Source organism: Paraburkholderia sp. BL18I3N2 (assembly GCF_003001875.1).
GTDB lineage: Bacteria > Pseudomonadota > Gammaproteobacteria > Burkholderiales > Burkholderiaceae > Paraburkholderia > Paraburkholderia phytofirmans.
The window spans coordinates 270,082-292,046 of the sequence record NZ_PVNC01000001.1 but is presented as its reverse complement, the minus strand read 5'-3'; the positions used below and the strand labels follow the sequence as shown (position 1 = coordinate 292,046).

Annotated in this window: 23 protein-coding genes and 1 pseudogene; 18 read left to right on the top strand and 6 right to left on the bottom strand. The window is 63.1% G+C overall.

The genetic code is table 11. The annotated features are described in order from the left end of the window. Positions 1-80 precede the first annotated feature (80 nt). The 8 genes from B0G75_RS01340 to B0G75_RS01305 all read left to right on the top strand — a co-directional run bounded on the left by B0G75_RS01340 (position 81) and on the right by B0G75_RS01305 (position 8,822). Positions 81-1,037: an amidohydrolase family protein gene (locus B0G75_RS01340; protein WP_106299912.1), complete on the top strand. Its 957-nt coding sequence runs from the start codon at positions 81-83 to the stop codon at positions 1,035-1,037. Then, on the top strand, positions 1,037-1,963 hold the full coding sequence (locus tag B0G75_RS01335) for an amidohydrolase family protein (protein ID WP_012428924.1): 927 nt from the start codon (positions 1,037-1,039) through the stop codon (positions 1,961-1,963). Before B0G75_RS01340 ends, B0G75_RS01335 begins: the two co-directional genes overlap by 1 nt. Before the next feature lie 75 nt (positions 1,964-2,038). Then, positions 2,039-3,433, top strand: coding sequence for a UbiD family decarboxylase (locus B0G75_RS01330; RefSeq protein ID WP_106299910.1), 1,395 nt, complete (start codon positions 2,039-2,041; stop codon positions 3,431-3,433). Then, positions 3,430-4,020 (top strand): UbiX family flavin prenyltransferase, encoded by a 591-nt coding sequence (locus B0G75_RS01325; protein ID WP_106299908.1) that lies wholly within the window; start codon positions 3,430-3,432, stop codon positions 4,018-4,020. The genes B0G75_RS01330 and B0G75_RS01325 overlap by 4 nt, the downstream gene beginning before the upstream one ends. A 40-nt stretch (positions 4,021-4,060) precedes the next feature. Next, on the top strand, positions 4,061-5,143 hold the full coding sequence (locus tag B0G75_RS01320; protein ID WP_106299906.1) for a GTP-binding protein: 1,083 nt from the start codon (positions 4,061-4,063) through the stop codon (positions 5,141-5,143). 108 nt (positions 5,144-5,251) lie between these two features. Further along, a complete protein-coding gene (locus B0G75_RS01315; RefSeq protein ID WP_106299904.1) occupies positions 5,252-6,592 on the top strand; it encodes a nucleobase:cation symporter-2 family protein in 1,341 nt (446 codons plus the stop codon). Positions 6,593-6,672: 80 nt separating this feature from the next. Beyond that, positions 6,673-8,052: an amidohydrolase family protein gene (locus B0G75_RS01310; RefSeq protein ID WP_374956871.1), complete on the top strand. Its 1,380-nt coding sequence runs from the start codon at positions 6,673-6,675 to the stop codon at positions 8,050-8,052. Between the two features lie 20 nt (positions 8,053-8,072). Further along, positions 8,073-8,822, top strand: coding sequence for an Asp/Glu/hydantoin racemase (locus tag B0G75_RS01305; RefSeq protein ID WP_106299900.1), 750 nt, complete (start codon positions 8,073-8,075; stop codon positions 8,820-8,822). Between the two features lie 92 nt (positions 8,823-8,914). On the opposite strand, the gene B0G75_RS01300 is transcribed toward B0G75_RS01305, so the two are convergent. After that, entirely contained in the window at positions 8,915-9,319 is a 405-nt protein-coding gene (locus B0G75_RS01300; RefSeq protein WP_181309139.1) for a hypothetical protein, read from the bottom strand. Positions 9,320-9,684: 365 nt separating this feature from the next. Here B0G75_RS01300 and B0G75_RS01295 point away from each other — a divergent pair, with 365 nt between their 5' ends. Then, positions 9,685-10,170: a GNAT family N-acetyltransferase gene (locus B0G75_RS01295; protein ID WP_106299898.1), complete on the top strand. Its 486-nt coding sequence runs from the start codon at positions 9,685-9,687 to the stop codon at positions 10,168-10,170. A 31-nt stretch (positions 10,171-10,201) separates the two neighbouring features. Here the strand turns inward: B0G75_RS01295 and B0G75_RS01290 are convergent, their stop codons facing one another. Continuing rightward, positions 10,202-10,786, bottom strand: coding sequence for a flavin reductase family protein (locus B0G75_RS01290; protein ID WP_106299896.1), 585 nt, complete (start codon positions 10,784-10,786; stop codon positions 10,202-10,204). Positions 10,787-10,972: 186 nt separating this feature from the next. Between B0G75_RS01290 and B0G75_RS01285 the strand changes: the two genes are divergently transcribed. Continuing rightward, positions 10,973-11,776, top strand: a complete 804-nt coding sequence (locus B0G75_RS01285) for an aminoglycoside phosphotransferase family protein (RefSeq protein ID WP_106299894.1) — start codon at positions 10,973-10,975, stop codon at positions 11,774-11,776. A gap of 60 nt (positions 11,777-11,836) precedes the next feature. On the opposite strand, the gene B0G75_RS01280 is transcribed toward B0G75_RS01285, so the two are convergent. Further along, entirely contained in the window at positions 11,837-12,169 is a 333-nt protein-coding gene (locus tag B0G75_RS01280) for a hypothetical protein (protein ID WP_106301747.1), read from the bottom strand. A 230-nt stretch (positions 12,170-12,399) separates the two neighbouring features. Next, the gene (locus B0G75_RS01275) at positions 12,400-13,923 is read right to left on the bottom strand and encodes a PLP-dependent aminotransferase family protein (protein ID WP_106299892.1); all 1,524 of its coding nucleotides are present in this window, start codon (positions 13,921-13,923) and stop codon (positions 12,400-12,402) included. Between the two features lie 125 nt (positions 13,924-14,048). Between B0G75_RS01275 and B0G75_RS01270 the strand changes: the two genes are divergently transcribed. After that, a complete protein-coding gene (locus B0G75_RS01270; RefSeq protein ID WP_106299890.1) occupies positions 14,049-14,774 on the top strand; it encodes a GNAT family N-acetyltransferase in 726 nt (241 codons plus the stop codon). Between the two features lie 70 nt (positions 14,775-14,844). Here B0G75_RS01270 and B0G75_RS01265 read toward each other — a convergent pair whose 3' ends face one another. Continuing rightward, entirely contained in the window at positions 14,845-15,378 is a 534-nt protein-coding gene (locus tag B0G75_RS01265) for a GNAT family N-acetyltransferase (protein WP_106299888.1), read from the bottom strand. Positions 15,379-15,573: 195 nt separating this feature from the next. Here B0G75_RS01265 and B0G75_RS01260 point away from each other — a divergent pair, with 195 nt between their 5' ends. Further along, positions 15,574-16,248, top strand: coding sequence for a VC0807 family protein (locus B0G75_RS01260; protein WP_106301744.1), 675 nt, complete (start codon positions 15,574-15,576; stop codon positions 16,246-16,248). 9 nt (positions 16,249-16,257) lie between these two features. Here the strand turns inward: B0G75_RS01260 and B0G75_RS01255 are convergent, their stop codons facing one another. Next, positions 16,258-17,124: a LysR family transcriptional regulator gene (locus B0G75_RS01255; protein ID WP_106301741.1), complete on the bottom strand. Its 867-nt coding sequence runs from the start codon at positions 17,122-17,124 to the stop codon at positions 16,258-16,260. 124 nt (positions 17,125-17,248) lie between these two features. On the opposite strand from B0G75_RS01255, the gene B0G75_RS01250 reads away from it, so the two are divergent. The 6 genes and pseudogenes from B0G75_RS01250 to B0G75_RS01225 all read left to right on the top strand — a co-directional run bounded on the left by B0G75_RS01250 (position 17,249) and on the right by B0G75_RS01225 (position 21,965). Then, positions 17,249-18,193: an AEC family transporter gene (locus B0G75_RS01250; protein WP_106299886.1), complete on the top strand. Its 945-nt coding sequence runs from the start codon at positions 17,249-17,251 to the stop codon at positions 18,191-18,193. A gap of 159 nt (positions 18,194-18,352) precedes the next feature. Further along, the gene (locus B0G75_RS01245; RefSeq protein WP_106299884.1) at positions 18,353-19,183 is read left to right on the top strand and encodes a helix-turn-helix domain-containing protein; all 831 of its coding nucleotides are present in this window, start codon (positions 18,353-18,355) and stop codon (positions 19,181-19,183) included. Positions 19,184-19,330: 147 nt separating this feature from the next. After that, positions 19,331-20,295: pseudogene (locus tag B0G75_RS01240) on the top strand (zinc-binding alcohol dehydrogenase family protein). Positions 20,296-20,350: 55 nt separating this feature from the next. Beyond that, the gene (locus B0G75_RS01235; RefSeq protein WP_106299882.1) at positions 20,351-20,527 is read left to right on the top strand and encodes a DUF1427 family protein; all 177 of its coding nucleotides are present in this window, start codon (positions 20,351-20,353) and stop codon (positions 20,525-20,527) included. Between the two features lie 183 nt (positions 20,528-20,710). Beyond that, a complete protein-coding gene (locus B0G75_RS01230) occupies positions 20,711-21,289 on the top strand; it encodes a DUF4337 domain-containing protein (RefSeq protein WP_106299880.1) in 579 nt (192 codons plus the stop codon). 58 nt (positions 21,290-21,347) lie between these two features. Next, entirely contained in the window at positions 21,348-21,965 is a 618-nt protein-coding gene (locus B0G75_RS01225) for a LysE family translocator (RefSeq protein WP_106299878.1), read from the top strand.

Genomic DNA, 21,965 nt, shown 5'->3' with positions numbered 1-21,965 from the left:
CAACGGGCTGTGTTCCATCGATGCGCCTGCCCGCGATCCGGCAACTGGATACACCAGTTCCTCTCAAGGAGATCGAGTACATGATCATCGACACCAGCTGTTATCCGACCAACCTGGTCGACCTCGCGTGGCGCCATGACGGCGAGCCATTTTCCGGCGAGCGTCTGATCGAGGTGATGGACGACCCCTACATCATCAACGGTAAGCCTCGCCGCATCGACAAGGCCTTTATTCAACCGCCGCAAGGCAACACCATCTATACGTGGACGGACGGCGAACGCTCAGGCCGCGAGTCGATCGACGACTACATGGCGTACACCGTGGAATGTGTTCAGAAGTATCCGGACCGTCTGCTCGGCTGTTTCGTCTACAACCCGCGTTGCGGTCCGGAGAACGGCGCCGACGCGATCGAGTTCTATGCGAAGGAACACGGCTTCAAGATGGTGCAGTTGCAGGCCAACATGCATGCATACCGTCCCGACCGCGCGCTCGACTGGTTGCGCCCCGCGCTGCGCAAATGCGCGGACCTCGGCCTGCTGGTGAAGCTGCACACAGGCGACGGCCCGTACAGCATTCCGAGCGAGTGGTATCCGCTGATCCGTGAATTCCCGTCAGTGAATTTCATCATGGCGCATTTCGGCGTACAGACTGGTGGCGTGTATTGCTTCGAGCCGTATCAGATGGCGCTCGATACGCCGAACGTGTATTGCGAATCGAGCTGGTGCCTGCAATCGCGGATCGTCGAATTCGCGAAGGTACTGCCCACGCACAAGATTCTCTACGGTTCCGACACGCCGCCGAACGAGCCGGGCATGTGGCTGCGTTTGCTCGAAGTGTTGTGTCACGAACCGCCGCAAGGCCTGAATCTCGACGAAGACACGCTCGAAGATTATCTCGGCAACAACCTCGCTCGCATGATCGGCATCGAGCCAAGCGCGCCGCCGAGGAGCGTGGAAGAAGCGCAAGCCTATCTGAAACACCACGCCGGCGCCGCGAAGAAACACGCGGGCCAGGCCGACTACGCAGGAGCCCGTTGATGATCATCGATACCCATCTGCACCCTACGAATCTCGTCGACGAAGCGTGGCGCCACACCGGCGAACCGTTCACCGGCGAACGTCTGCTGAAGATGATGGACGGCCCGTACATCATCAACGGCAAGCCGCGCCGTATCGACATGGGCTTCATTCAGCCGCCGCCGGGCAACACCGGCTATCGCGACGGCAATCGACGCGGCCGTGAAGGCATTCGCGACTACATGTCGTATATCGCTGAACTGACGCAGAAGTACCCGGACCGTTTTATCGGCAACTTCACCTACAACCCGCGTTGGGGTCCGGAGAATGGCGCGGCGGAGCTCGAATTCCACGTGAAGGAATACGGCTTCAAGATGCTCAAGCTGCACGCGAACATGCACGGCTACCGGCCGGATCGCGCGCTCGACTGGTTGCGTCCCGCCATGAAGAAATGCGCGGAGCTTGGCGTGGTCGTGCTGATTCACACCGGCGATGGGCCGTACACGATTCCGACGCAGTTCTATCCGATCATCCGCGAATTCCCGATGGTGAATTTCATTATCGGTCACTTCGGGATTCAAACGGGCGGCAACTATTCGTTCGAAGCGTTCTGGATGGCGATGGACACGCCGAACGTGTATTGCGAATCCGGCTGGTGCTATCAGTCGCGCATTGTCGAATTCGCTCGCGAACTGCCGCGCAACAAGATCGTGTTCGGCACGGATTCGCCGCCGAACGAGCCGGGCATGTGGCTGCGCGAACTGGAAATGCTGTGCGGTCCCGCACCGCAAGGCATGAATCTGGATGAGGACGGTCTCGAGGACTATATGGGCAACAACATCGCCCGTCTTGTGGGTATCGAGCCGACCAAGCCGCCGAAGGATCTCGCCGAAGCGGAGAAGCGGTTGAAGGCGACTTATGTGAATGACGTCACGCAGCCGGCTTAACGCTGACTGATTGACGGTTCAAAGCAGGCGCGGTTAGCGCCGTGCCTGCCTCGGTTGTCTCACACGGAGTTCACTATGGCGGATAACCTCTTCCGCGCCACGCAGGATTTTCATCGCTTGGCGCTTGCGTATCGCGAGCACTATCCAGATGATGTCTTGACGCTCTCGCAGCCACTGTCCGCTGATCAGGATGTCACGGCTGTCGTCGCCGAACTCGCGGCGCGCGGGCAGCATCCCATGCTGATTTGCGAAAAAGTCGATGGGATCGCAACGCCTCTCGTCACGAATTTCTTTGCTTCGCGTACACGTATTGGGCGTCTTCTCGATGTCGACGCATCCGGCCTGTTCGACGCATATCAACACCGCGCGAATGCGCCTATCGCACCCGTGTTCGTATCGAATGGCCCCGTACTGGATCAGGTCATTGAAGGCGATGCCGTCGATCTCGCGCAATTGCCGATGATCCGCCACTTCGATACCGACCGCGGCCCGTACGTCACGAACGCGGTGATCGTCGCCGAAGATCCGGTCACCGGCGTGGCGAACTTGAGCTATCACCGCTCGATGCGGCACGCAAAAAACGCGCTGGCCACCAGCCTGCATTCGCGCGGACACCTCTGGCGCATGCTGCAAACCGCCCAGGCACGCGGCGACACGTTGAAAGTCGCAATGGTGATCGGCGCGCATCCGCTGTTCATGCTGGCCGCCGCCGCGCGCGTACCGTTCGGCACCGACGAACGCGCAATCGCAGGCGGTCTGTTCGGTGCGCCGCTGGAACTGGTGCGCACGCCGCGCTACGGCATCGGCGTGCCCGCTTCCGCCGAGTTCGTGCTGGAAGGCACGATCGATCCTTCAGTTCACGCCGAAGAAGGCCCGTTCGGTGAATTCACCGGCTATTCATCGGACCGCTCGACGAACAACGTGCTGCGCGTCGATACGATGATGCGTCGTCACGATGCGTGGCTCGTCGATGTAGTCGGCGGTCCCTACGCAGAACATTTGACGTTAGCGCGCTTGCCGCGTGAAGCGGAGATGAGCGAGAAACTGAAGGCGCGCTTCCCATCCGTCACAGCATTGCACTATCCCAACTCCGGCACACACTTTCACTGCTACGTCGCCCTGAATCAAACGCGCGACGGCGAAGCGCGCCAGATCATGCTCGCGCTGCTCGGCTGGGATCCGTATCTGAAGAACGTTGTGGCGGTGGATAACGACATCGACATCACCAACGACTCGCAGGTGCTGTGGGCTATCGCCACGCATTTTCAGCCGCACCAGGACATATTTATCGTCGATGGTTTGCCGGGCAGTCCGCTCGATCCATCGTCGTCCGCAGCGGGCACCACGTCGCGCATGGGCATCGACGCGACGCGCGGCTCGCATTTCGACGGCATTCGCGCGCGGATCAGCGAACGTGCCTCGCAAGAGGCCGTCGACATTCTGTCCCGCGCCGCCGGAGTACCGCAATGAGCACGCGGCGACTCGTAGTCGGCATCAGCGGCGCATCCGGCTTCACGTATGGCGTGCGCCTGCTGCAATTGCTGCGTCAACTCGATATCGAAACGCATCTGACCGTCTCGCGCAGCGCACTGCTCACGATGACGCACGAGACCGACTACAAGTTCGCCGACGTCAGCGCGCTCACGAGCGCCACCTACCGTTGCGACGACATGGCCGCGGCCATTTCCAGCGGCTCGTTCCGTTCGCTGGGCATGATCGTCGCGCCGTGTTCGATGAAGACGCTCGCCGAAATCGCCAGCGGCATGTCGTCGAGCCTGATCTCACGCGCCGCCGACGTCACGTTGAAAGAACGCCGCCCGCTAGTACTGCTCGCGCGCGAAACACCATACACGCTGGCGCATCTGCGCAACATGATTGCCGTAACCGAAATGGGCGCGATCGTCGCGCCACCCGTGCCGGCGTTTTACGCGCGCCCCGCTTCACTCGACCAGATGATCGATCACACGCTTGGCCGCGTGCTCGATCTGTTCGGTCTCGAAGCGGGCACCGTCAAACGCTGGCGAGAAGTTGAAGCACAAGCACCGTATATCGCCTGATAGCCGAACCGCAGTACGAACGAAGAAACGGAGATGAGCCATGAATCACATTCACACCACCCACAACGAAATCGAGAAAATCCCCGTCACGGTGCTGACCGGCTTTCTCGGCGCCGGCAAAACGACACTGCTCAACTACATCCTGCGCGAGAAGCACGGCCGCAAGATCGCGGTGATCGAAAACGAGTTCGGCGAAATCGGCATTGACGGTGGCCTCGTGCTCGAATCGACCGAAGAGATCTATGAAATGACGAATGGCTGCGTGTGCTGCGTCGGCGCGGTGCGCGAGGATCTGGTGCGGATCGTGCGCATGCTGGTGGAACGGCCGGACCGGCTCGATCACATCATCGTCGAAACCAGCGGGCTCGCCGATCCGTATCCGGTCGCGCAGACGTTCTTTCTCGACGACCCGATTGCTAAACATGTCACTCTCGACGCCGTCGTCACGATGGTGGATGCGAAGCATATCGCCGCGCATCTGGACGATCTCGTGCTCGACGGCAGCGACAACCAGGCCGTCGACCAAATCGTGTGCGCGGACCGTATCGTCATCAACAAGGTCGATCTGGTGGGGCCGGACGAGATCGCCTCGCTTACGCAACGTATTCGCGGACTCAATGCCACGGCGGAAATCGTCGAGTCGAGCTATGCGCAGATCGACCTCGGCAAGATTCTCGGCGTAGGTGCAAACGAGTTCTCGCAGATTCTCGTCGAGACCGACGGCTTGCATGAAGAAGAACATGCGCATGGCCATGAAGAACATGAACACGAGCATGCCCATCACGACGACGATCACGACGACCACCAGCACGACGAAAGCGTGGCCTCTGTCGGGATCGAAGTCGACGCGGATATCGACCTCGACGCGCTGCAAGCGTGGCTCGCCGAACTGCGCGACTCGGATGCCACGAACCTGTTCCGTATGAAAGGCATTCTCGCGGTGCAAGGCCAGTCGCATCGCTACGTGCTGCAAGGCGTGCACAACGTCATCGAACTGCGCGCGGCGCAAGTGTGGGGCAGCGAGCCGCGTTCGTGCCGCATCGTTTTCATCGGACGCGATCTCGATCGCGCCGCGCTGACCGACCGCTTCCATACCTGTCTTGCCGTGCCGGTTGCGGCCTGACGGGAGATCCGGTCGGCGCGCTCCGATCGATAACCATAGTGCAACTACCTTGCATGGGACCGGAGTAAGCGCTGAAGCGCTCACTCCGGTCGACACTGGAGACACGTCATGAACACCGCCATACACCCCGTCGATCGCATTTTGCCGAGGCGCCAGATGATCACGCTCGGTTTGCAGCACATGCTAGTGGCTTACATTGGCGCCATTGCGGTGCCGCTGATCGTCGCGTCGGCACTGAAGATGTCGCCGGCCGACACCACCGTGCTCATCAGCACGGCGCTGTTTTGCTCCGGCATCTCGACGATTCTGCAAACCGTCGGCGTCTGGAAGTTCGGCGTGCGTCTGCCGATTCTGCAAGGAGTCGCATTCAGCAGCGTCGGGCCGGTGATCGCGATCGGCACGAGTCCGGGTGTCGGCTTTGCCGGCGTGTGCGGCGCCGTGATTGGCGCGGGTCTGTTCACGATGTTCGCCGCGCCGTTGGTCGGGCGCTTACGAAGGTTCTTTCCACCTGTAGTGACCGGCTGCATCGTGACCGTGATCGGCTTGCAGTTGTTTCCCGTCGCGTATCAATGGGCCGGTGGCGGCGAGGCGGCGCAGCAGCAGTTCGGCGCGCTGCCCTTCCTGAGCGTCACGTTGTTCGTCGCGCTGGTGATTCTCGCGATCAACCGTTTTGCCAATGCGTTTCTGCGCAATCTGTCAGTGCTCATCGGTTTGGTTGCCGGCGGCATTCTGGCGTGTTCGCTCGGCATGGGCAACTTCGCGAGCGTGGCGCAGGCGCCGTGGTTCACCATGCCGCTGCCGTTTCACTTCGGCACGCCCGTGTTTTCGCTGGTGCCGGTGCTGACGATGATCGTCGTGATGGTGGTGCAGATGGTCGAATCCATGGGCCTGTTCGTCGCGATCGGCGACATCGTCGATAAGGACGTGAGCGAGGAGGACGTGGTGCGCGGCATGCGTGCCAACGGTCTCGCGAGCGCAATTGCCGGCATGTTCGCGGCGTTTCCTTTCATCGCGTTCATGGAGAACGTCGGCCTCGTCATTCTGACCGGGGTGCGCAGCCGCTGGGTGGTGGCGATCAGCGGCGTGCTGATGTGCGTGGTGGCGCTGGTGCCGAAGATCGGCGCGGTGGTCGCGTCGACGCCTTCCGCCGCGCTCGGCGGCGCAGGTATCGCCATGTTCGGCGTAGTGGTCGCGGCCGGTGTGCAGACGTTGGCCAAGGTGGACTTCGAGCGCAATCGCTACAACGTGCTGATCGTCGGCTTTACGATCGCCACCGCGTTGATTCCGGTGATGGCGCCGCAGGTCTTCAAACACATGCCCGACTGGACGCAACCGTTCCTGCATAGCGGCGTGGTGCTGGCGTGCCTCGTTTCCGTGGTGCTGAACGCGGTGCTCAACGGCGCGCATGAAGAGGACGTGGTGCCGGCGCACAACATGGTCCGCGAATAAGCGGATGTTGCATGACGAGCGCGGCTGACTTTGCAAAGGCGGCCGCTTCGCAGTAACTGAAAGGATATCGAATCGTGAGCATGCAAACTGAAGCGTTGCTGATCAAGAACCCTGTCGCGGTGATGAGCGGAATGAGCGGCGAGCGCGCAAGGCTCGGCCAGGTCGATCTGCGGATTCGCAATGGCCTTATCGAAACCATCGCGCCGAATCTCGAACCGCGCGCCGATGAACGCGTAATCGACGCGCGTTCCTGCGTGGTGTATCCGGGCTGGGTAAACACGCACCATCATCTGTTCCAGAATCTGTTGAAGGCCGTGCCGTCCGGTATCAATGCGGATTTGCAGGAATGGCTCGCCGCTGTACCGTATCCGCGTCTTGCGCGTTTTACGCCGGATCTGGCTCGCGTTGCCGCTCGTCTGGGTCTCGCCGAATTGCTGCTCTCCGGCGTGACGACCTGCGCCGATCATCACTATCTCTATCACGCGGACGGCACCACCGAAACCGGCGATCTGCTGTTCGACGAAGCGGCTTCGTTCGGCATGCGCTTCGTGTTGTGCCGCGGCGGCGCATTGCAGGCGGCGGGAGATCATCCGGGTTTTTCCAAAGTCGCGCTCAAGCCCGAGACGCTCGATCAGATGCTCGCGGATATCGAACGATTAAAGTCGCGCTATCACGACGGTGGCGATGCCTCGATGCGTCGTGTCGTAGTCGCGCCGACCACGCCGACGTTTTCCTTGCCGCCCGAACTGTTGCCCGAAGTCGCGCGCGCGGCCCGGCGGATGGGTTTGAGGTTGCATACGCATCTGTCCGAGACGACCCGTTATGTCGATTTCTGCAAGGAGCGCTTCAACAAGCTACCGGTCGAGTTCGTTGCCGATCATGAGTGGCTTGGGCCCGATGTGTGGTTCGCGCATCTCGTGCACCTGCAAGCGAGCGAGATCGCGATGCTCGCTGAATCCGGCAGTGGATGCTCGCATTGCCCGGTCAGCAATGCGCGCTTGGGCAGCGGTATCGCGCCCGCGCCGCAGATGGCGGCCGCGGGTGTGCCAATGTCGCTGGCCGTGGATGGCGTGGCGTCGAACGAATCCGGCAGCATGACCAACGAAGCGCATTTCGCGTGGCTCGTGCATCGCGCGGCGCAGGGCGCGTCGGCGACTACCGTCGAAGAGACGATTCATTGGGGCAGCGCGGGTGGCGCGGGCGTGCTCGGACTCGATGCGGTCGGCACGCTTGAAGTCGGCAAGGCCGCGGACTTCGTGCTGTATGACGTCAGCGATCTGCGCTTCAACGGCTTTCACGATGTTGCCGTTGCGCCGGTGACGGCAGGCGAGCCGGCACGCGTTCGTTATAACGTGGTGAACGGTCGCGTGGTGGTCGATAACGGCGTGATTCCGGGTCTCGATCTCGACGCGCTGCGTTACGAAGCGGCTGAGGGCGTGAAGCTGTTGCTCGCCGATTAAAGGAAAGGAGACGCTGCAAAATGCAAAGCAAACGAATCCGGCTCGGTATTCTGACGCCTTCGTCGAACACCGCGCTCGAGCCGTTGACGGCGGCCATGCTGAGCGAACTGCCGCACGTCAGCGCGCATTTTGCCCGCTTCACGGTGACGGAGATCGCGTTGTCCGAGCAGGCGCTCGGACAGTTCGACGTGAGCCGGATTCTGGCGGCCGCGCGTCAACTGGCCGATGCGCGGGTAGACGTGATCGGCTGGAGCGGCACGTCGTCAGGCTGGCTGGGATTCGAGCGCGATCAGGCGCTGTGTCGACAGATTACGGAGGCGACGGGCATTCCCGCGACGACTTCGGTGCTGGCGCTTAACGAGATCTTCGAGAATACGGGTGTGCGGCGATTGGGTCTCGTATCGCCTTACACCGATGATGTCCAGCAGCGGATCGTGCGTAACTACGAGAAGCTCGAGATTGAATGCGTCGCGGAACGGCATTTGGGTCTGCGGGATAATTTCAGCTTTGCTGAAGTGCCCGATACACAACTCGCGATCATGATGCACGAGGCCGCGTTCGCGAGACCGGATGCAGTGACGACCTTCTGCACGAATCTGCACGCGGCGCATCTGGTGCGTGCGTTCGAGATGGCGACGGATATTCCTGCTTATGACACGGTGGCGACGGTGATCTGGAAGGCGTTGAGGTTGGTGGGAGTGGATATGAGGCCGTTGGCGAAATGGGGGCGGCTGTTTGCGTTTGGGTGTGACGCCATGCACGCGACCTGAAGTTGAAAAATTGATACGCGCGATCGCGAACCGCTTAAAGATGTTCCTCACGGTGTCGTCCGTGCATCGAGCCAACGCATAGGAGATTCGTTTCACGGTTCCATAGCACGCAACAACGCACAGAAGTGCCCGACTTCCACCTCGATCACCGGCAACTCGCGATAAGACCGCACGCGCTGATTGAATACCTGCACATGACAGGGACAACTCATCGGCTTCAGACACAGCGCGCGGCCTTCTTCCGCATCGGCTAACGAATACATCGCCGCGCCGAACTTCTCCCAGTGCCCGCTCTTCTCCCACAGCGAGCGCGCCAGCAATTGCGGCGTGCGAATCTCGCGAAAGCCCGCGCGACGCATGCGTGCACGCACATAGTCTTCGAGCACGCGATACAGCTCCCAGCCGCGCGGGTGCCAGAAAACCATGCCGGCGCCTTCTTCCTGTTGATGGAAGAGGTCGAGTTTATTGCCGATTACACGATGGTCGATATCGTTCACAGTCTTGCTCCATTTGATCGGTTACCGCGAATGGATGCCGCAAACGGAGGTCCAGAAATGCCAAAGGCCCCGTCCGTTTCCGGCGAGGCCTTTGGTGGTTTGCCACAGCGTCCTGCTTCTAGCGCGTGCAACCTCCAGACGACCCGCCTTTGAAGGTGGTCGTCGTGGTGGTGACGGCAGCGAAGGGAATCGAGTGGAAGTCCATGGATCGACAGTAAACGATTTTGTGACGGGACGTCAATCGCATTCTCGCCGCGCTCTGGTCAGAACGGCACATTAAACGCTACGATGTATGTCTGATCCGAAGCCCGTGCGTCTGCGCGAAACTTCGGTCTGCAACTCAACGATCCATCGAGCCTCTGACCTTGACTATCCATATCCGTCCCGCTCGCGCCGCCGACGCAGCGTTGATTCTTCGCTTCATCACCGAACTCGCGGTGTACGAAAAAGCGGAGCACGAAGTCGTCGCGACCATCCACGACATCGAAGCGAGCCTGTTTTCCGCCGCTTCCAGCGCGAAGGCGCTGATCTGCGAGATGAACGACGAGCCCATCGGCTTTTGCGTCTACTTTCTTTCGTATTCCACCTGGCTCGGCAAGCAAGGGCTTTATCTGGAAGACCTGTACGTGTCGCCGGCATCGCGTGGCAGCGGCGCGGGCAAGCAGATGCTGCGTCACCTCGCGCGCATTGCCTGCGACACCGGTTGCGGCCGCTTCGAATGGAGCGTGCTCGACTGGAACGAGCCGGCCATCGGCTTTTATGAATCGATCGGCGCAAGCGCGCAGAGCGAATGGGTACGGTATCGGTTAGCGGGTGACGCGCTGAAGAAGTTTGCCGAGGGCGACGCGTGAGTGGTGCGCGTGTTCGCGCACCCACTGGCACTCACTGCGCCCCGCCATTCGCCACAGCGTCCACTTCGAACGCATCGCCCGTGGCAAAGAATGTCCCGCCGGCCACATAGTGACAGGTGCGCAGATCAGGATCGTCGCCGAAATGCCAGCGGTTGTTCGAGTACACGCGGCTATCCGCATACGCCGCGACGACTTCGCCAATGATCAGATCGTGGCGCTGGCTATCGTCCGGAATGACCTTGCACTCCATCCAGGTGATGCAGCCCGCGAGCATGGGCACGTCGATCTGTTGCGCGGGGAACGTCTCCAGATCGAAGGCGGAGAACTTGTCGAGTTCCGTGCCCGCGTTCGTACCCACCGCCAGCGTTTGCGCAGCGAATCCACGGCTCGGCAGCTGCAGTCCGAACACGCCGCTTGCCTCGATCAGTTGTCGCGTGAGCGTGCGGCTATCCACCACCACGACCACCTTCGGCGGGTTGAAGTCGAGCGGCATCGCCCACGACGCCGCCATCACGTTCGAGCGGCCACCATGCGCGCTGGTGATGATCGTGACCGGCCCATGATTGAGCAGTTGCGTGGCCCGCGGCAAGGCCACAGGTTCTCGGGTGATTTTCATACGTAGATTCCGCGTCCAATGAATGAGATCGATTGTAGCGTTGGGCCTCGATACGCGTTGTGCACGCCATTTCGGCTCGATTCAGGCGAGAATGCAAGACCGTCGAACTTGTTGGAGGAACCGTGCACATCGTCTGCCCGCATACCGCTGACAGTAACGTCGTAGCACTCGCGAACTGAAGCGCGCATGTTCACCGAGTACATCGTCAAATGGGATCTGCAGCAGGACGGCGCGCCGATTCGCACGCACAGTAGCCGGCTGCTGCCGGTGCGCCACCACGGCATTCCCGCGATGCTGAAAGTCGCGCAGGAACCCGAAGAGAAATTCGGCGCGCGGTTAATGGTGTGGTGGGACGGCGAAGGCGCGGCCCGCGTGCTCGCGCACGATGCCGACGCCCTGCTGCTCGAGCGCGCGCAAAGCAGTCACGCGCTGGCGGACCTGGCACGCACCGGCGATAGCGACGCCGACGACCGCGCCACCGACATTCTCTGCGCCACCGCCGCGCAGCTCCACGCGCCGCGAAACAAACCGCCGCCTGAATTGATCGATTTGCCGCGCTGGTTCGCAAGTCTCTGGCCCGCCGCGCAAGAATACGGCAGCTGGTTGCAGGACAGCGCCGCCGTCGCGCAGGTCCTGCTCGCCGCGCCGCAAGACCCGGTGGTGTTGCACGGCGACATTCATCACGGCAATGTGCTCGATTTCGGCCCGCGCGGCTGGCTGGCCATCGACCCGAAAGGCCTGTACGGCGAGCGCGGATTCGACTACGCGAACATTTTCTGCAATCCGGACGAGGCGTCGGCGTTGCGGCCGGGATGGTTCGAGCGTCGCGTCGAACGGGTCGCGCGGATGGCGGGACTCGATCGGCGCCGTCTGCTGCAGTGGATTCAGGCGTGGTCCGGTTTGTCCGCGGCGTGGATTCTCGAGACGGGCGAGGCGCCCGACATCGATATGGAGATCGGCAGACTGGCTGCCGAGGCGCTCAAACGCTAAAGCGCAAGTAAGGTCAGGCAAATCAGGGCGGCAACTCGCGAGCCGCCGCCCCGCTGCGCATCAGTGCGGCGCTTTACCGTTGGGTACAGCGTCCAGCGGCTTGTGCTGTTCCTCGCCAAGTCCTGGGAAGAACGCGTTCCAGGCGGCGCGCACGCCTTGGGCCGCGGTGGCCTCGGCGGCGATCGACTCGGCTTCGGCTTCGCCGGCTGTCGATGGATCGGCGGACAAGCCGCGCCAGTGTGTGAACACGAGCAACGGTTTCTCGGTCCATACGCCGTCGCCAAACTTCGCAAAGGCCGTGTCCCCGCTCGTCAACTGCACCTCATACCAGCCTTCACGGACGGGCGTGTGGGCCTCAAGCTCAAACCACGGGGTCGGTTCGATTTCCTTCATGTCGTCTCCGGTCGGATAAATCATCATAGATAACCGCAACAAAGGCTTTCTTCATGCCGGGGCCGGCGACGGCCCGGCAAGCGCGCTTGCGGCACCACGTGTCACGCGATGTTGCAGTGCGGCGCGTGCGGCATGAGCTGCGGGCGATCCGTCGATGTCGCACACTCCGAAATCGCCGCGCATAAGCGACACGATAGCGCGACATGGGCCGCGCGGACAAACGCAAAAAGTTACGCGCGCATCTTCGTGCCCGGCGTGGCTGCCGAACGGCGCTTCGGCTTGCCGTCCAACCCGGCCGCAAGCCCGGCCAGCACACGGATTGCGGGCGCCAGTCGTTCGGCCGGCGTATTGCCGTAACCGATCACGAGCCCGTTCGTTTCGGCGCGCGGTTGCAATGCGAAGCCGGACAGCGCGCGCGGATTGAGCCCTTGCGCGAGCGCACGTTCGGCCAGCGTCCGATCGTCGATGCGTGGCGGCAAGCGCAGCGTCAGATGCATGCCGCAATTGCCGCCGAGAATTTGCGACGGCGCGAAATGCTCGGTCAGCGCATCGCGCAAAGCCTGCTGGCGCTCGCGATACAGACGCCGCATGCGTCCGAGATGCCGCCCGAACTCGCCGCTCTCGATGAAATGCGCGAGCGCCAGTTGTTCCAGCCGATGTCCGCCGCGCAGCATCTCCTGCACCGCGATGGCGGTGTGCGCCGCAATCGGCCGCGGCAACACCACGAAGCCGATGCGCAGCGCGGGAAACATCGTTTTGCTGAACGAGCCGACGTACAACACCGGCGCGTCCTCGACCAGCCCCTGCATGCTGGCGATCGGCTCGCCGGTGTGGCGGAACTCGCCGTCGTAATCGTCTTCGATCAGCCACGCGCCGCTGCGGCGGGCCCGGGCGATCAGCTCCAGACGACGCGCCACGGACAGCACCGAACCCGTCGGATATTGATGCGCTGGCGACGTGTAGATCAGCTTCGGCGGCTGCGAGCGCCATGCGTCGGATGGCACCGCCATGCCTTCGGCGTCGACGGGTATCGGCAGCGTGGTCAGGTCGCCCAGATTGAACGCGGCCTTCGCGCCGCGATAGCCGGGGTCCTCGACCCACGCGACATCGCCCGGATTGGTGAAGAGGCGCACGCACAGGTTCAGCGCCTCCTGCGCGCCCTCGGTGATCACCACCTGCGAGCCTTCGCAACGCACGCCGCGCGCGATGCGCAAATGTGCGGCGATGGCGTCGCGCAACGCCGGCTCGCCAACCGGCGTGCCGTAGCCCAGCGCGAGGGGCAATGCGCGCTCCATCGAGCGTTCGAGCGCGCGCCGCCACGCGGTCAGCGGGAAACGGTCCAGGGCGGGCGTGCCGGGCGTCAGAGGGAAAGTGTTGTCGGCATGGGTGCGCGTGGCCGCGAACTGCCCGACGCGTGACGCGTAGGTCACTTCGGGCGCGGCCGGCTGCGAGGGCGGCTCACCGCGCGCGGACGGGCTGGAGAGCGGGCTCACGCGCGTGCCCTTCTTGTCGGCGACCACGTAACCCACCGCAGCCAGGTGCTCGTACGCGATCACCACCGTGTTGCGCGACACGCCCATTTCCGCCGCAAGCAGGCGCGACGACGGCAGCAGCGACCCCGCCGGCAAGCGGCCCGCGAGAATCGCCTGCTGCAGGCGCTCGAGCAATTGTTTTTGCAGCGGCTCGGGCTTTGCGCCGCCGCCGGCGGCCGCCGACGCAGCCGGGCTGCTAAGCGGGCCAATGATCTCGATCATCGCGGCTGGACCTATCAAATGACGTTGGCGTGGATCTTTTTAACATACCACGTTTGCCGTATCGTTCTCTCATCATCGACGATCATTCGTAACCGACAGCAACCTTCCTGCATGGGACCAACGATATGGAATCCAGACGCAACGCATTCGACCAACCGATCGGCGCCCCCGTGCCGGATTGGAACGGCGCTCAGGCTCCTGGCCGCGAGCCGCTGGTAGGCCGCTATTGCCGGATCGAACCGGTAGACGTGGAACGTCACGCCGAGGACCTGTACGACGCGTACAGCTCGGCCACAGACGGCCGCGACTGGACCTATCTGAGCGTCGGTCCGTTCGAGAGTCTCGCCGCCTATCGCGAGCATCTGACGCGCGCCGCCGCGTCCGCCGATCCGCTGCACCATGCGGTGATCGATCTGGCGACCGGCAAGGCGGTCGGCACGCTGGCGCTGATGCGGATCGACCGCGCGAACGGCGTGATCGAAGTCGGCCACGTCACGTATTCGCCGCGCCTGAAGCGCACGCGCATCGCCACCGAAGCGATGTTTCTGCTCATGACACAGGTGTTCGACAAACTCGGCTATCGGCGCTTCGAATGGAAGTGCGATTCGTTGAACGAGCCGTCGCGCACGGCGGCCTTGCGCTATGGCTTCACGTTCGAGGGGATCTTCCGCCAGGCGATCGTGTATCGCGAACGCAATCGCAACACCGCGTGGTTTTCGATCATCGACAGTGAATGGCCCGCGCTGCGTTCGAGCTATACGCGATGGCTCGATACCGGCAATTTCGATGCGCAAGGCCAGCAGGTCGAGCGGCTGGCGGATCTGATCGTACGGCAGCGGGCAGTGAGCTGATTGTCGAGCCGGCCGGCGCGCATGGCTCGCTCCACCTGACCGGCAATCGCGGCGCTCGCCGCGCGCCGGCTCAAACCGCGTGGGCCTGCCGACGCAGCACGATGGTCGGCTTGCCTTTGTACGTGGTGCGATGCTGCTCACGATAGCCGCACTTATGAGCAACGCGCAGCGACGGCAGATTCTCCGGCGCAACGATGCAGGCCGTTTCGCCATCCGGCCACTGCTGGTCCGCCCACTCCAGCGCGGCACGCACGGCTTCGGTCGCGTAGCCGCGGCCATGCACGGCCGGGTCCAGCGCCCAGCCGACTTCGGGCACCATCAATGACGGTTCGATCTCGCGATGGTAGTCGGCAAAGCCGACTTCGCCGAGAAACCGGCCGCTCTCCTTTTCCCGCACGACCCAATAGCCATAGTTCAGCATCGCCCAATGCCCGGCGTAGCGCAGCAGACGCGCCCAGACTTCTTCGCGCGTGAAGGGCTTGCCGCCGATGTAGCGGATCACTTCGGGATCGGACCACATCGCGTAACTTTCGAGGAAATCGTCGCGGGTGTGGGGTCGCAGGGTGAGGCGGGCGGTGGTGAGGAGCGTGGGAACAATCGGCATTGCGTAGGAGCGGATAGTTGATGGAATGGCTCGGCAATCAGCGGCTCGATGATCGCAGATTTTTTGCGCGCCAGGGACGTGGACAAAATCCTGCGTGCGCGCGTGCGGCAAAGCTATGGCATGCGAAGAGACTTCGCCCTACACTCGCCGGGTACGGCCAACCATCGTTTCCACGCGCTCACTACCGCTCCGTCGATGAAAACTCGCCTGCGCTACCTCACCGCGCTGATCGTGAACGTCGCCTTGCCCGTGCTCGCCTACCGGCTCGCCTTCCCGCACTGTGGCCAGCTCGGCGCGCTGGCCGCGTCGGCGCTTCCGCTAATCGCGTGGATGAGTTGGGACCTTTTGCGCTATCGCCATTTCGACGCGCTCAGCGCACAAGTGCTGGTCGGCATCGTGCTGTCGCTGCTGGCACTCAGCATCGGCTTCGGCGGCAACACGCGAATGCGCGAGATCGCAGACCCGATGGTCTCCGGCATAATCGGCGTATCGTTCCTGCTGTCGCTCGCGCTGCCCAAACCACTGGTGTTTTACCTCGCTCGCTCGACCATGTCGCGTGAAGATCATCGCAGCGTCGAGAGCTTTGAAAAGCATTGGCGCGAACGTCCCTCGCTCGTCGCGTACATCCGCTTGATGACGCTCGTGTGGGGCATCGGCATGACGGGCGAGAACATCTTGCGCAGTCTGATCGTCTGGCAATGGCCCGACGATCCGCGCTCGGTCGTTGCCTCCAACGTGCTGAGATACGGCGTCTATGCCGGCCTGACCGCCTGGACCTTCTGGTGCCGCCGGCTCATCAAGCGAGATGCGCTGCGCTATCCGGACGACACCGTAGACGCGACAAAGACAAACCACCTCGCCAGTTCGTAAGCCTGAGCCTCACGCCAGATCGAGAAAGCGCGCCAGACACGGATTGCGATTCGCCGGCGACCACGCCAGCACCTGTTCGATCAGCGGCGCATCGACCAGCGGCCGGAACACCACGCCCGCGAGTTGCGCGCGGCGCATGGAAGCCGGCACCAGCGCTACGCCCACCCCTTCGTCGACGAGACTCAGCACCGTCTGTTGCAACTGCACTTCGAAACGTATGTCGGGTTCGAAGCCGCCCGAGCGGCAATGCTCGAGGATCGTCGCGCGCAATGTCGGTGCGACTTCCTCGAACGCGAGCACGAATGGCTCGCCAGCCAGTTGCGCGATCTTCAAACGCCGCGCGCGAGCCCGCGGATGACTGCGCGACAGCGCAACACATAGAGGTTCGCTGAGAATCGTGCGTGTGGCGAGCCCCTTGTCGGGCACGTTAGGGAACATGATGGCCGCGTCGATCTGCCCGGCCAGCACCTGCGCGGCGAGATCGTTCGAGACGACCTCGCGCAAATTCAACGCGACCTCGGGATACGCGGCGCCGAAAGCCCGCGCATAACCCGGCACGACGCTATATGCCGCACACATCGTAAAACCGATGGCAAGCTTGCCGGCGTCACCATGCGCGGCGGCTTGCGCATTGCTGACCGCCTGCTCAACGGAGGCGAGAATCGCTTTCGCGTCGGCGTAAAAACGCTCGCCCGCGGCGGTCAGGTTCACGCTGCGCGGGCTGCGCTCGACCAGCGTCACGCCGACGCTCGCCTCCAGCGCCGCCAGTTGACGGCTCAACGGCGGCTGCGACAGATTCAGACGCGCCGCCGCCCGGCCGAAATGGCGCGTCTCGGCAAGCGTCACGAAATAGCGCAGCGGCTTGATATCGATCACGACGCCCTCACGCAAAATGACAATGCAAAAAAGGTATTATTGAGCACAGAAAACGGTATTGGATTGTATCGCCGCTAACCTCTACGCTGGCGAATCGCCATGCTTCCCCCACATCTCTGCGCCGATGTTAGCCACGCTCGAAATCCTGCTTCCCGTCTTCGGTCTGATTTTCGCGGGTTTCGCCTGCCGCCGGCGCAACGTGCTCGGACCGAACTCGGCGTCGGAGCTGAACCGCTTCGTGGTCTGGCTGGCGCTGCCGGCGCTGCTGTTCGACATCATGGCGCACGCCACGTGGCAGCAGCTCTATCAACCGGCCTTCGTCGCCACCTTTTCGATTGCGTGCGTCAGCGTGTTCGTGCTGATTCTGGCGATGCGGTTAATGACCGGCCGGCATCTCGCGGATGCAAGCGTCGATGCGATTGCGGCCTCGTATCCGAACACCGGCTATATCGGCTTCCCGCTGGGCATGATCGCGTTCGGCTCGGCGAGCCTGACGCCGACTACGATTGCCACGATCCTTGTCGCGTGTGTGCTGTTCGCCGCTGCCATCGTGCTGATCGAAGTAGGTCTGCAGACCGAGCGCACGCCGCATAAGCTGGGTTTGAAAGTGCTGGGCTCGCTGGCTCGCAATCCGCTGATCGTGTCGCCGATTGCCGGCGTGCTGTTTGCCAGCCTCCATGTCGCGTTGCCGGCCAGCGCGGAGACCTTCCTGAAACTGCTGGGCGGCGCGGCGAGTCCATGCGCGCTGGTGAGCCTCGGCCTGTTCCTCGCCGAGAAGCGCCCGGCCGACGCCGGCGCACGAGGCATCTCCTGGCTGCTGACCGGCGTCAAGTTGCTCGTACAGCCGGCGCTGACGTGGTGGCTCGCGGCGCGCGTGTTCGGGCTCTCTTCCGTGCTGGTCGAAATGGCGGTCATCCTCGCCGCGTTGCCCACCGGCACCGGCCCGTTCATGCTCGCCGAGTTCTACGAGCGTGAAGCGCACATCACCTCGCGAACGATCTTGCTTTCGACCGTGGGCTCGATCGCGACCCTCTCGTTGCTGCTGCTGTTGATGGGCCATCGCGCGTAAGCGCACATAAGTACGCGCACATAAGCGAATCCACGCGCGCCCGAACGCGCCGACCGGCGCTCAAGCTGCACAGGCGCGCGCCTCGCGCTATGCTTCGCGAACGGATCGCCCCGGTCCGCGACCTTCGTCCGCAATGCGCGAAGCCTGAGCCAAGCCGCCGTGCCCAAAGCCCGCCCACCCGAACTCCACGACGACGCCAATGCCCGTTCGCTCGCGCGGCACTATCCGCGCGGACTGCGTATCGACCCGCACTCGCACACGTGGGCGCAGGTGCTGTACGCGGTATCGGGCGTGATGTGGGTCGAGGTCGGCCGCGAAGCGTTGGTCGTGCCGCCGCAGCGCGCGGTCTGGCTGCCGGCCGGCACGCTGCACTCCATCCACATGATGAGCGAGGTGGAGATGCGCAATCTCTATCTCCACGCGCGCAATGTCGGTCACCTGAGCCGCCGCAGCGACGTGTTCGAAGTGAACGGCTTGCTGCGCGAACTGATCACTTCGATCGCGGAGCATGAAGGCAGCGATTCGCGCGATCAAACCTATCTCGACGCCGCCTACCGACTCGCCATGCTGGAACTGGCACACGCGCCGCGCTCGTCGCTGCGCATCGCGCTGCCCGACGCATCGGACCGGCGGCTCAACGCGCTGTGCCGCGCGGTGATCGACAATCCGTCGATTGCGATCAGCTTCGAACAGCATGCGGCGTCCGTCGGGGCGAGCGTGCGGACGCTGGCGCGGCTCTTCACACGCGAACTGGGCGTCGGTTTTGCCGAATGGCGCCGCCAGGTGCAACTGGCAGTCGCCGTCTCCTGGCTCGCCGAAGGACGCCCGGTGAGCAGCATTGCGCGCTCGCTCGGTTTTCAGCCGAGCAGCTTCAGCGACATGTTCCGGCGCGAACTGGGCGCGCCCCCGACCGGTTTCGGTCCAAGCGGCACGTTGAGCGAGGTCGCATCCGCCGTCTCGCCCGAAGCCGCGAAAGGGCGCCCAAGCTGACCAGGTTCCCTGTGTTACGGGCGCAGGTCTCCAAACGTCTTGTCCGAATTTCGAAAGCCTTTGTCTCAACGCCTTTCTGCCCGCCACCTAGACTAACGTTCAATCTACTGCGCGACGCAGCCCGGAATCCAATTGGAGCCACAAACGATGAAAGCCATCCAGTTCAAATCTTTTGGCAGCCCCGAAGTGCTCGACTACGTCGATCTGCCGACCCCGCGAGCCGATGCGGACAACGTAGTCGTGCAGGTCAAGGCCGCCTCGGTGAACCCGAGCGACGTCAAGAACGTCTCCGGACATTTCGGACACACGATGCTGCCGCCACGCCGGGCCGCGACTTCAGCGGCGTGGTGGTAGACGGCCCGCAAGCCTGGCTAGGCGCCGAAGTGTGGGGCACGGGCGGCGACATCGGCTTCACGCGCGACGGCACGCACGCCGAATTCATCAAGGTGCCGCTCGCGGCACTCTCGCGCAAACCTAAAACGCTGAGCCACGCGCAAGCCTCCGCGATCGGCGTGAACTTCGTAGTTGCCTGGCTCGGCACGGTCGAGTACGCGCATCTGCAAGCGGGCGAAACCATCGCCGTGATGGGCGCGGGTGGCGGCGTGGGCGGGGCGGTGGTGCAGATCGCCAAGGCGCGCGGCGCTCGTGTGATCGCCGTGGACCGTCATCCGCTCGACGCGGACACGCCGGCAGGCCGCCTGATTGACGACTACGTGCCGTTCGATGAAAACGTCACGGACCGCTTGAGAGCGCTCACCGACGGCGCGGGCGCGGACGTGGTGTACGACACGGTCGGCGGCGTGGCGTTCGAGACCGCGTTGAGCCTGGTCAAACGTCGTGGCCGCGTGCTCGAAATCAGCGGCACGGGCAAGCGCCGCGTCGAATTCGATCTGATCGACTTCTATCACAACGAGACGCAATTGCTCGGCGTGGACAGCGCGAAGCTCGGCGTCGCGGAATCGGCGCCGTTGATGACGGCGCTAGTCGACGGCTTCGAAACCGGCAAGCTGAGCGGCCCGGCAATCGCACAGACATTCCCGCTCGAACGCGCTCGCGAAGCCTACGAGGCCGTGGCCGCCGGCACACGCGGCCGGGTCGTCATCGCAATGTGATCGCCATCGCGACCGGCGGGCGTGGCAGCCCGCCTCTCACCTGGATAGAACAGTCATGAAAGCGTATTTGATCTCGCTGGCCGCCGGTGTGCTGGTCGGCCTCCTCTACAGCGTGATGGACGTGAAGTCGCCCGCGCCGCCGACCGTCGCGCTGGTCGGGCTGCTCGGCATGCTCGGCGGCGAACATATGATTCCGTTGGTGCGGACGTGGCTGGCGTCGGGCATTCATTGACTCACATCTTGCGGCCGCGCCCCGCTCGCGTTGAGTTGCGCGTGGTTTTCGAATAAAACGCCGCCGCGGCCGCGTCTCCCAGAGGCAACTTCTCCGTCCCCCTGCGTCACACGCTAAGATTGAGCCCGACGGCCTCGTGCGTCGCCCGCGCACGACAAGAAAAGCTTTGCCTCGGAGAATCAGATGCCTGAAGAATATGAAGTGCATGGTCCGCACGACCATGCCGTGGAACATGCCGGTCATCACGACGCGGATCCCTTTGCGAGCCGCATGGCCGTGATCACGGCCATTCTCGCGACGATCGGCGCGCTGTGCGCGTACCAGAGCGGCAACAGCGAAAATCTCGCGCTGTACTACAAGAACGAAGCCGCCATCAAAAAGACCGAAGCGTCGAACCAGTGGAACTACTACCAGGCGAAGGGCGAGAAGCAAAATCTCGCCGAACTCGGCGCGGCGCTGTCCGCCGGCAACACGGACGCGCATGCGAAATTTCTCGCCGACGTCGACAAATACAAGCAGCAGAAAGAGCCGATCCGCGCGAAGGCCGAAGCGATCGAAAAGGAAGTCGTCGATAACGACGCCCGCAGCGAAGCGTTGCTGCACGGCCATCATCGCTGGGCACAGGCCACCACGCTGATTCAGGTGGCGATCGCTCTGTGCGCGATCACGTTGCTGACGCGCAAGAAATGGCTGCGCAATCTCTCGTTCGTCGTGGCTGGCGCGGGCGTGATCACCGGCGCGCTGGCGCTCTTCTCGGCTTGATGAGCGAAGCGGCGTGCGCCGGGTAGTGCGCCGCACGCCGCGAATGAAGGAGTACAGCGTGGTTGACGGATCCGCGGTTCTTGGCGTTTTTTCTGTGTATGTGGCCGGCGTGGTGATTCCCGGGCCGAACTTCGTTGCGGTCGCGCACAAGGCTGCGTCGGCGACGCGCGTCGAAGCACTCGCGATGGTCGGCGGCATCGTGCTGGTCAATCTGTTCTGGGCAAGCTGCGCGATTCTCGGCGTCGGCATCGTGTTCACGGCTTTTCCATGGCTCGCATTGGCGGTGAAGCTGGCCGGCGCCGGCTATCTCATCTGGTTCGGCGGACGCCTGATCGTCAACGCGTCGGCGGGCAAACCGGCCGCCAGCGTGAATGCCACGGCGGGCGGTTTCCGGCAAGCGTTCGCGCAAGGCTTCGCGACCAACATCGCGAATCCAAAGTCGATGGCGTTTTTCGCCGCCGTGTTCTCGTCCGCCGCGCCGGCGCATGTCAGCGTCGGCACGTTTGTGGCGATGCTCGGCATGGTGTGCGTGGTCGCGAGCAGTTGGTACGGATTCGTCGCGCTGACCTTGTCGCATGAGCGTATTGCGATCGCGTACCGGAGCTGGAAGGCGTGGATCGACCGCGTATGCGGCGGGTTGATCGTCGCGCTAGGCGTGCGTCAGTTGATCCGGTAG

Coding starts and splice junctions, on each gene's coding strand:
- B0G75_RS01340 (WP_106299912.1), top strand. CDS start 81: ATGATCATCGACACCAGCTGTTATCCGACCAACCTGGTCGACCTCGCG.
- B0G75_RS01335 (WP_012428924.1), top strand. CDS start 1,037: ATGATCATCGATACCCATCTGCACCCTACGAATCTCGTCGACGAAGCG.
- B0G75_RS01330 (WP_106299910.1), top strand. CDS start 2,039: ATGGCGGATAACCTCTTCCGCGCCACGCAGGATTTTCATCGCTTGGCG.
- B0G75_RS01325 (WP_106299908.1), top strand. CDS start 3,430: ATGAGCACGCGGCGACTCGTAGTCGGCATCAGCGGCGCATCCGGCTTC.
- B0G75_RS01320 (WP_106299906.1), top strand. CDS start 4,061: ATGAATCACATTCACACCACCCACAACGAAATCGAGAAAATCCCCGTC.
- B0G75_RS01315 (WP_106299904.1), top strand. CDS start 5,252: ATGAACACCGCCATACACCCCGTCGATCGCATTTTGCCGAGGCGCCAG.
- B0G75_RS01310 (WP_374956871.1), top strand. CDS start 6,673: ATGCAAACTGAAGCGTTGCTGATCAAGAACCCTGTCGCGGTGATGAGC.
- B0G75_RS01305 (WP_106299900.1), top strand. CDS start 8,073: ATGCAAAGCAAACGAATCCGGCTCGGTATTCTGACGCCTTCGTCGAAC.
- B0G75_RS01290 (WP_106299896.1), bottom strand. CDS start 10,786: ATGAAAATCACCCGAGAACCTGTGGCCTTGCCGCGGGCCACGCAACTG.
- B0G75_RS01285 (WP_106299894.1), top strand. CDS start 10,973: ATGTTCACCGAGTACATCGTCAAATGGGATCTGCAGCAGGACGGCGCG.
- B0G75_RS01280 (WP_106301747.1), bottom strand. CDS start 12,169: ATGAAGGAAATCGAACCGACCCCGTGGTTTGAGCTTGAGGCCCACACG.
- B0G75_RS01275 (WP_106299892.1), bottom strand. CDS start 13,923: ATGATCGAGATCATTGGCCCGCTTAGCAGCCCGGCTGCGTCGGCGGCC.
- B0G75_RS01270 (WP_106299890.1), top strand. CDS start 14,049: ATGGAATCCAGACGCAACGCATTCGACCAACCGATCGGCGCCCCCGTG.
- B0G75_RS01265 (WP_106299888.1), bottom strand. CDS start 15,378: ATGCCGATTGTTCCCACGCTCCTCACCACCGCCCGCCTCACCCTGCGA.
- B0G75_RS01260 (WP_106301744.1), top strand. CDS start 15,574: ATGAAAACTCGCCTGCGCTACCTCACCGCGCTGATCGTGAACGTCGCC.
- B0G75_RS01250 (WP_106299886.1), top strand. CDS start 17,249: ATGTTAGCCACGCTCGAAATCCTGCTTCCCGTCTTCGGTCTGATTTTC.
- B0G75_RS01235 (WP_106299882.1), top strand. CDS start 20,351: ATGAAAGCGTATTTGATCTCGCTGGCCGCCGGTGTGCTGGTCGGCCTC.
- B0G75_RS01230 (WP_106299880.1), top strand. CDS start 20,711: ATGCCTGAAGAATATGAAGTGCATGGTCCGCACGACCATGCCGTGGAA.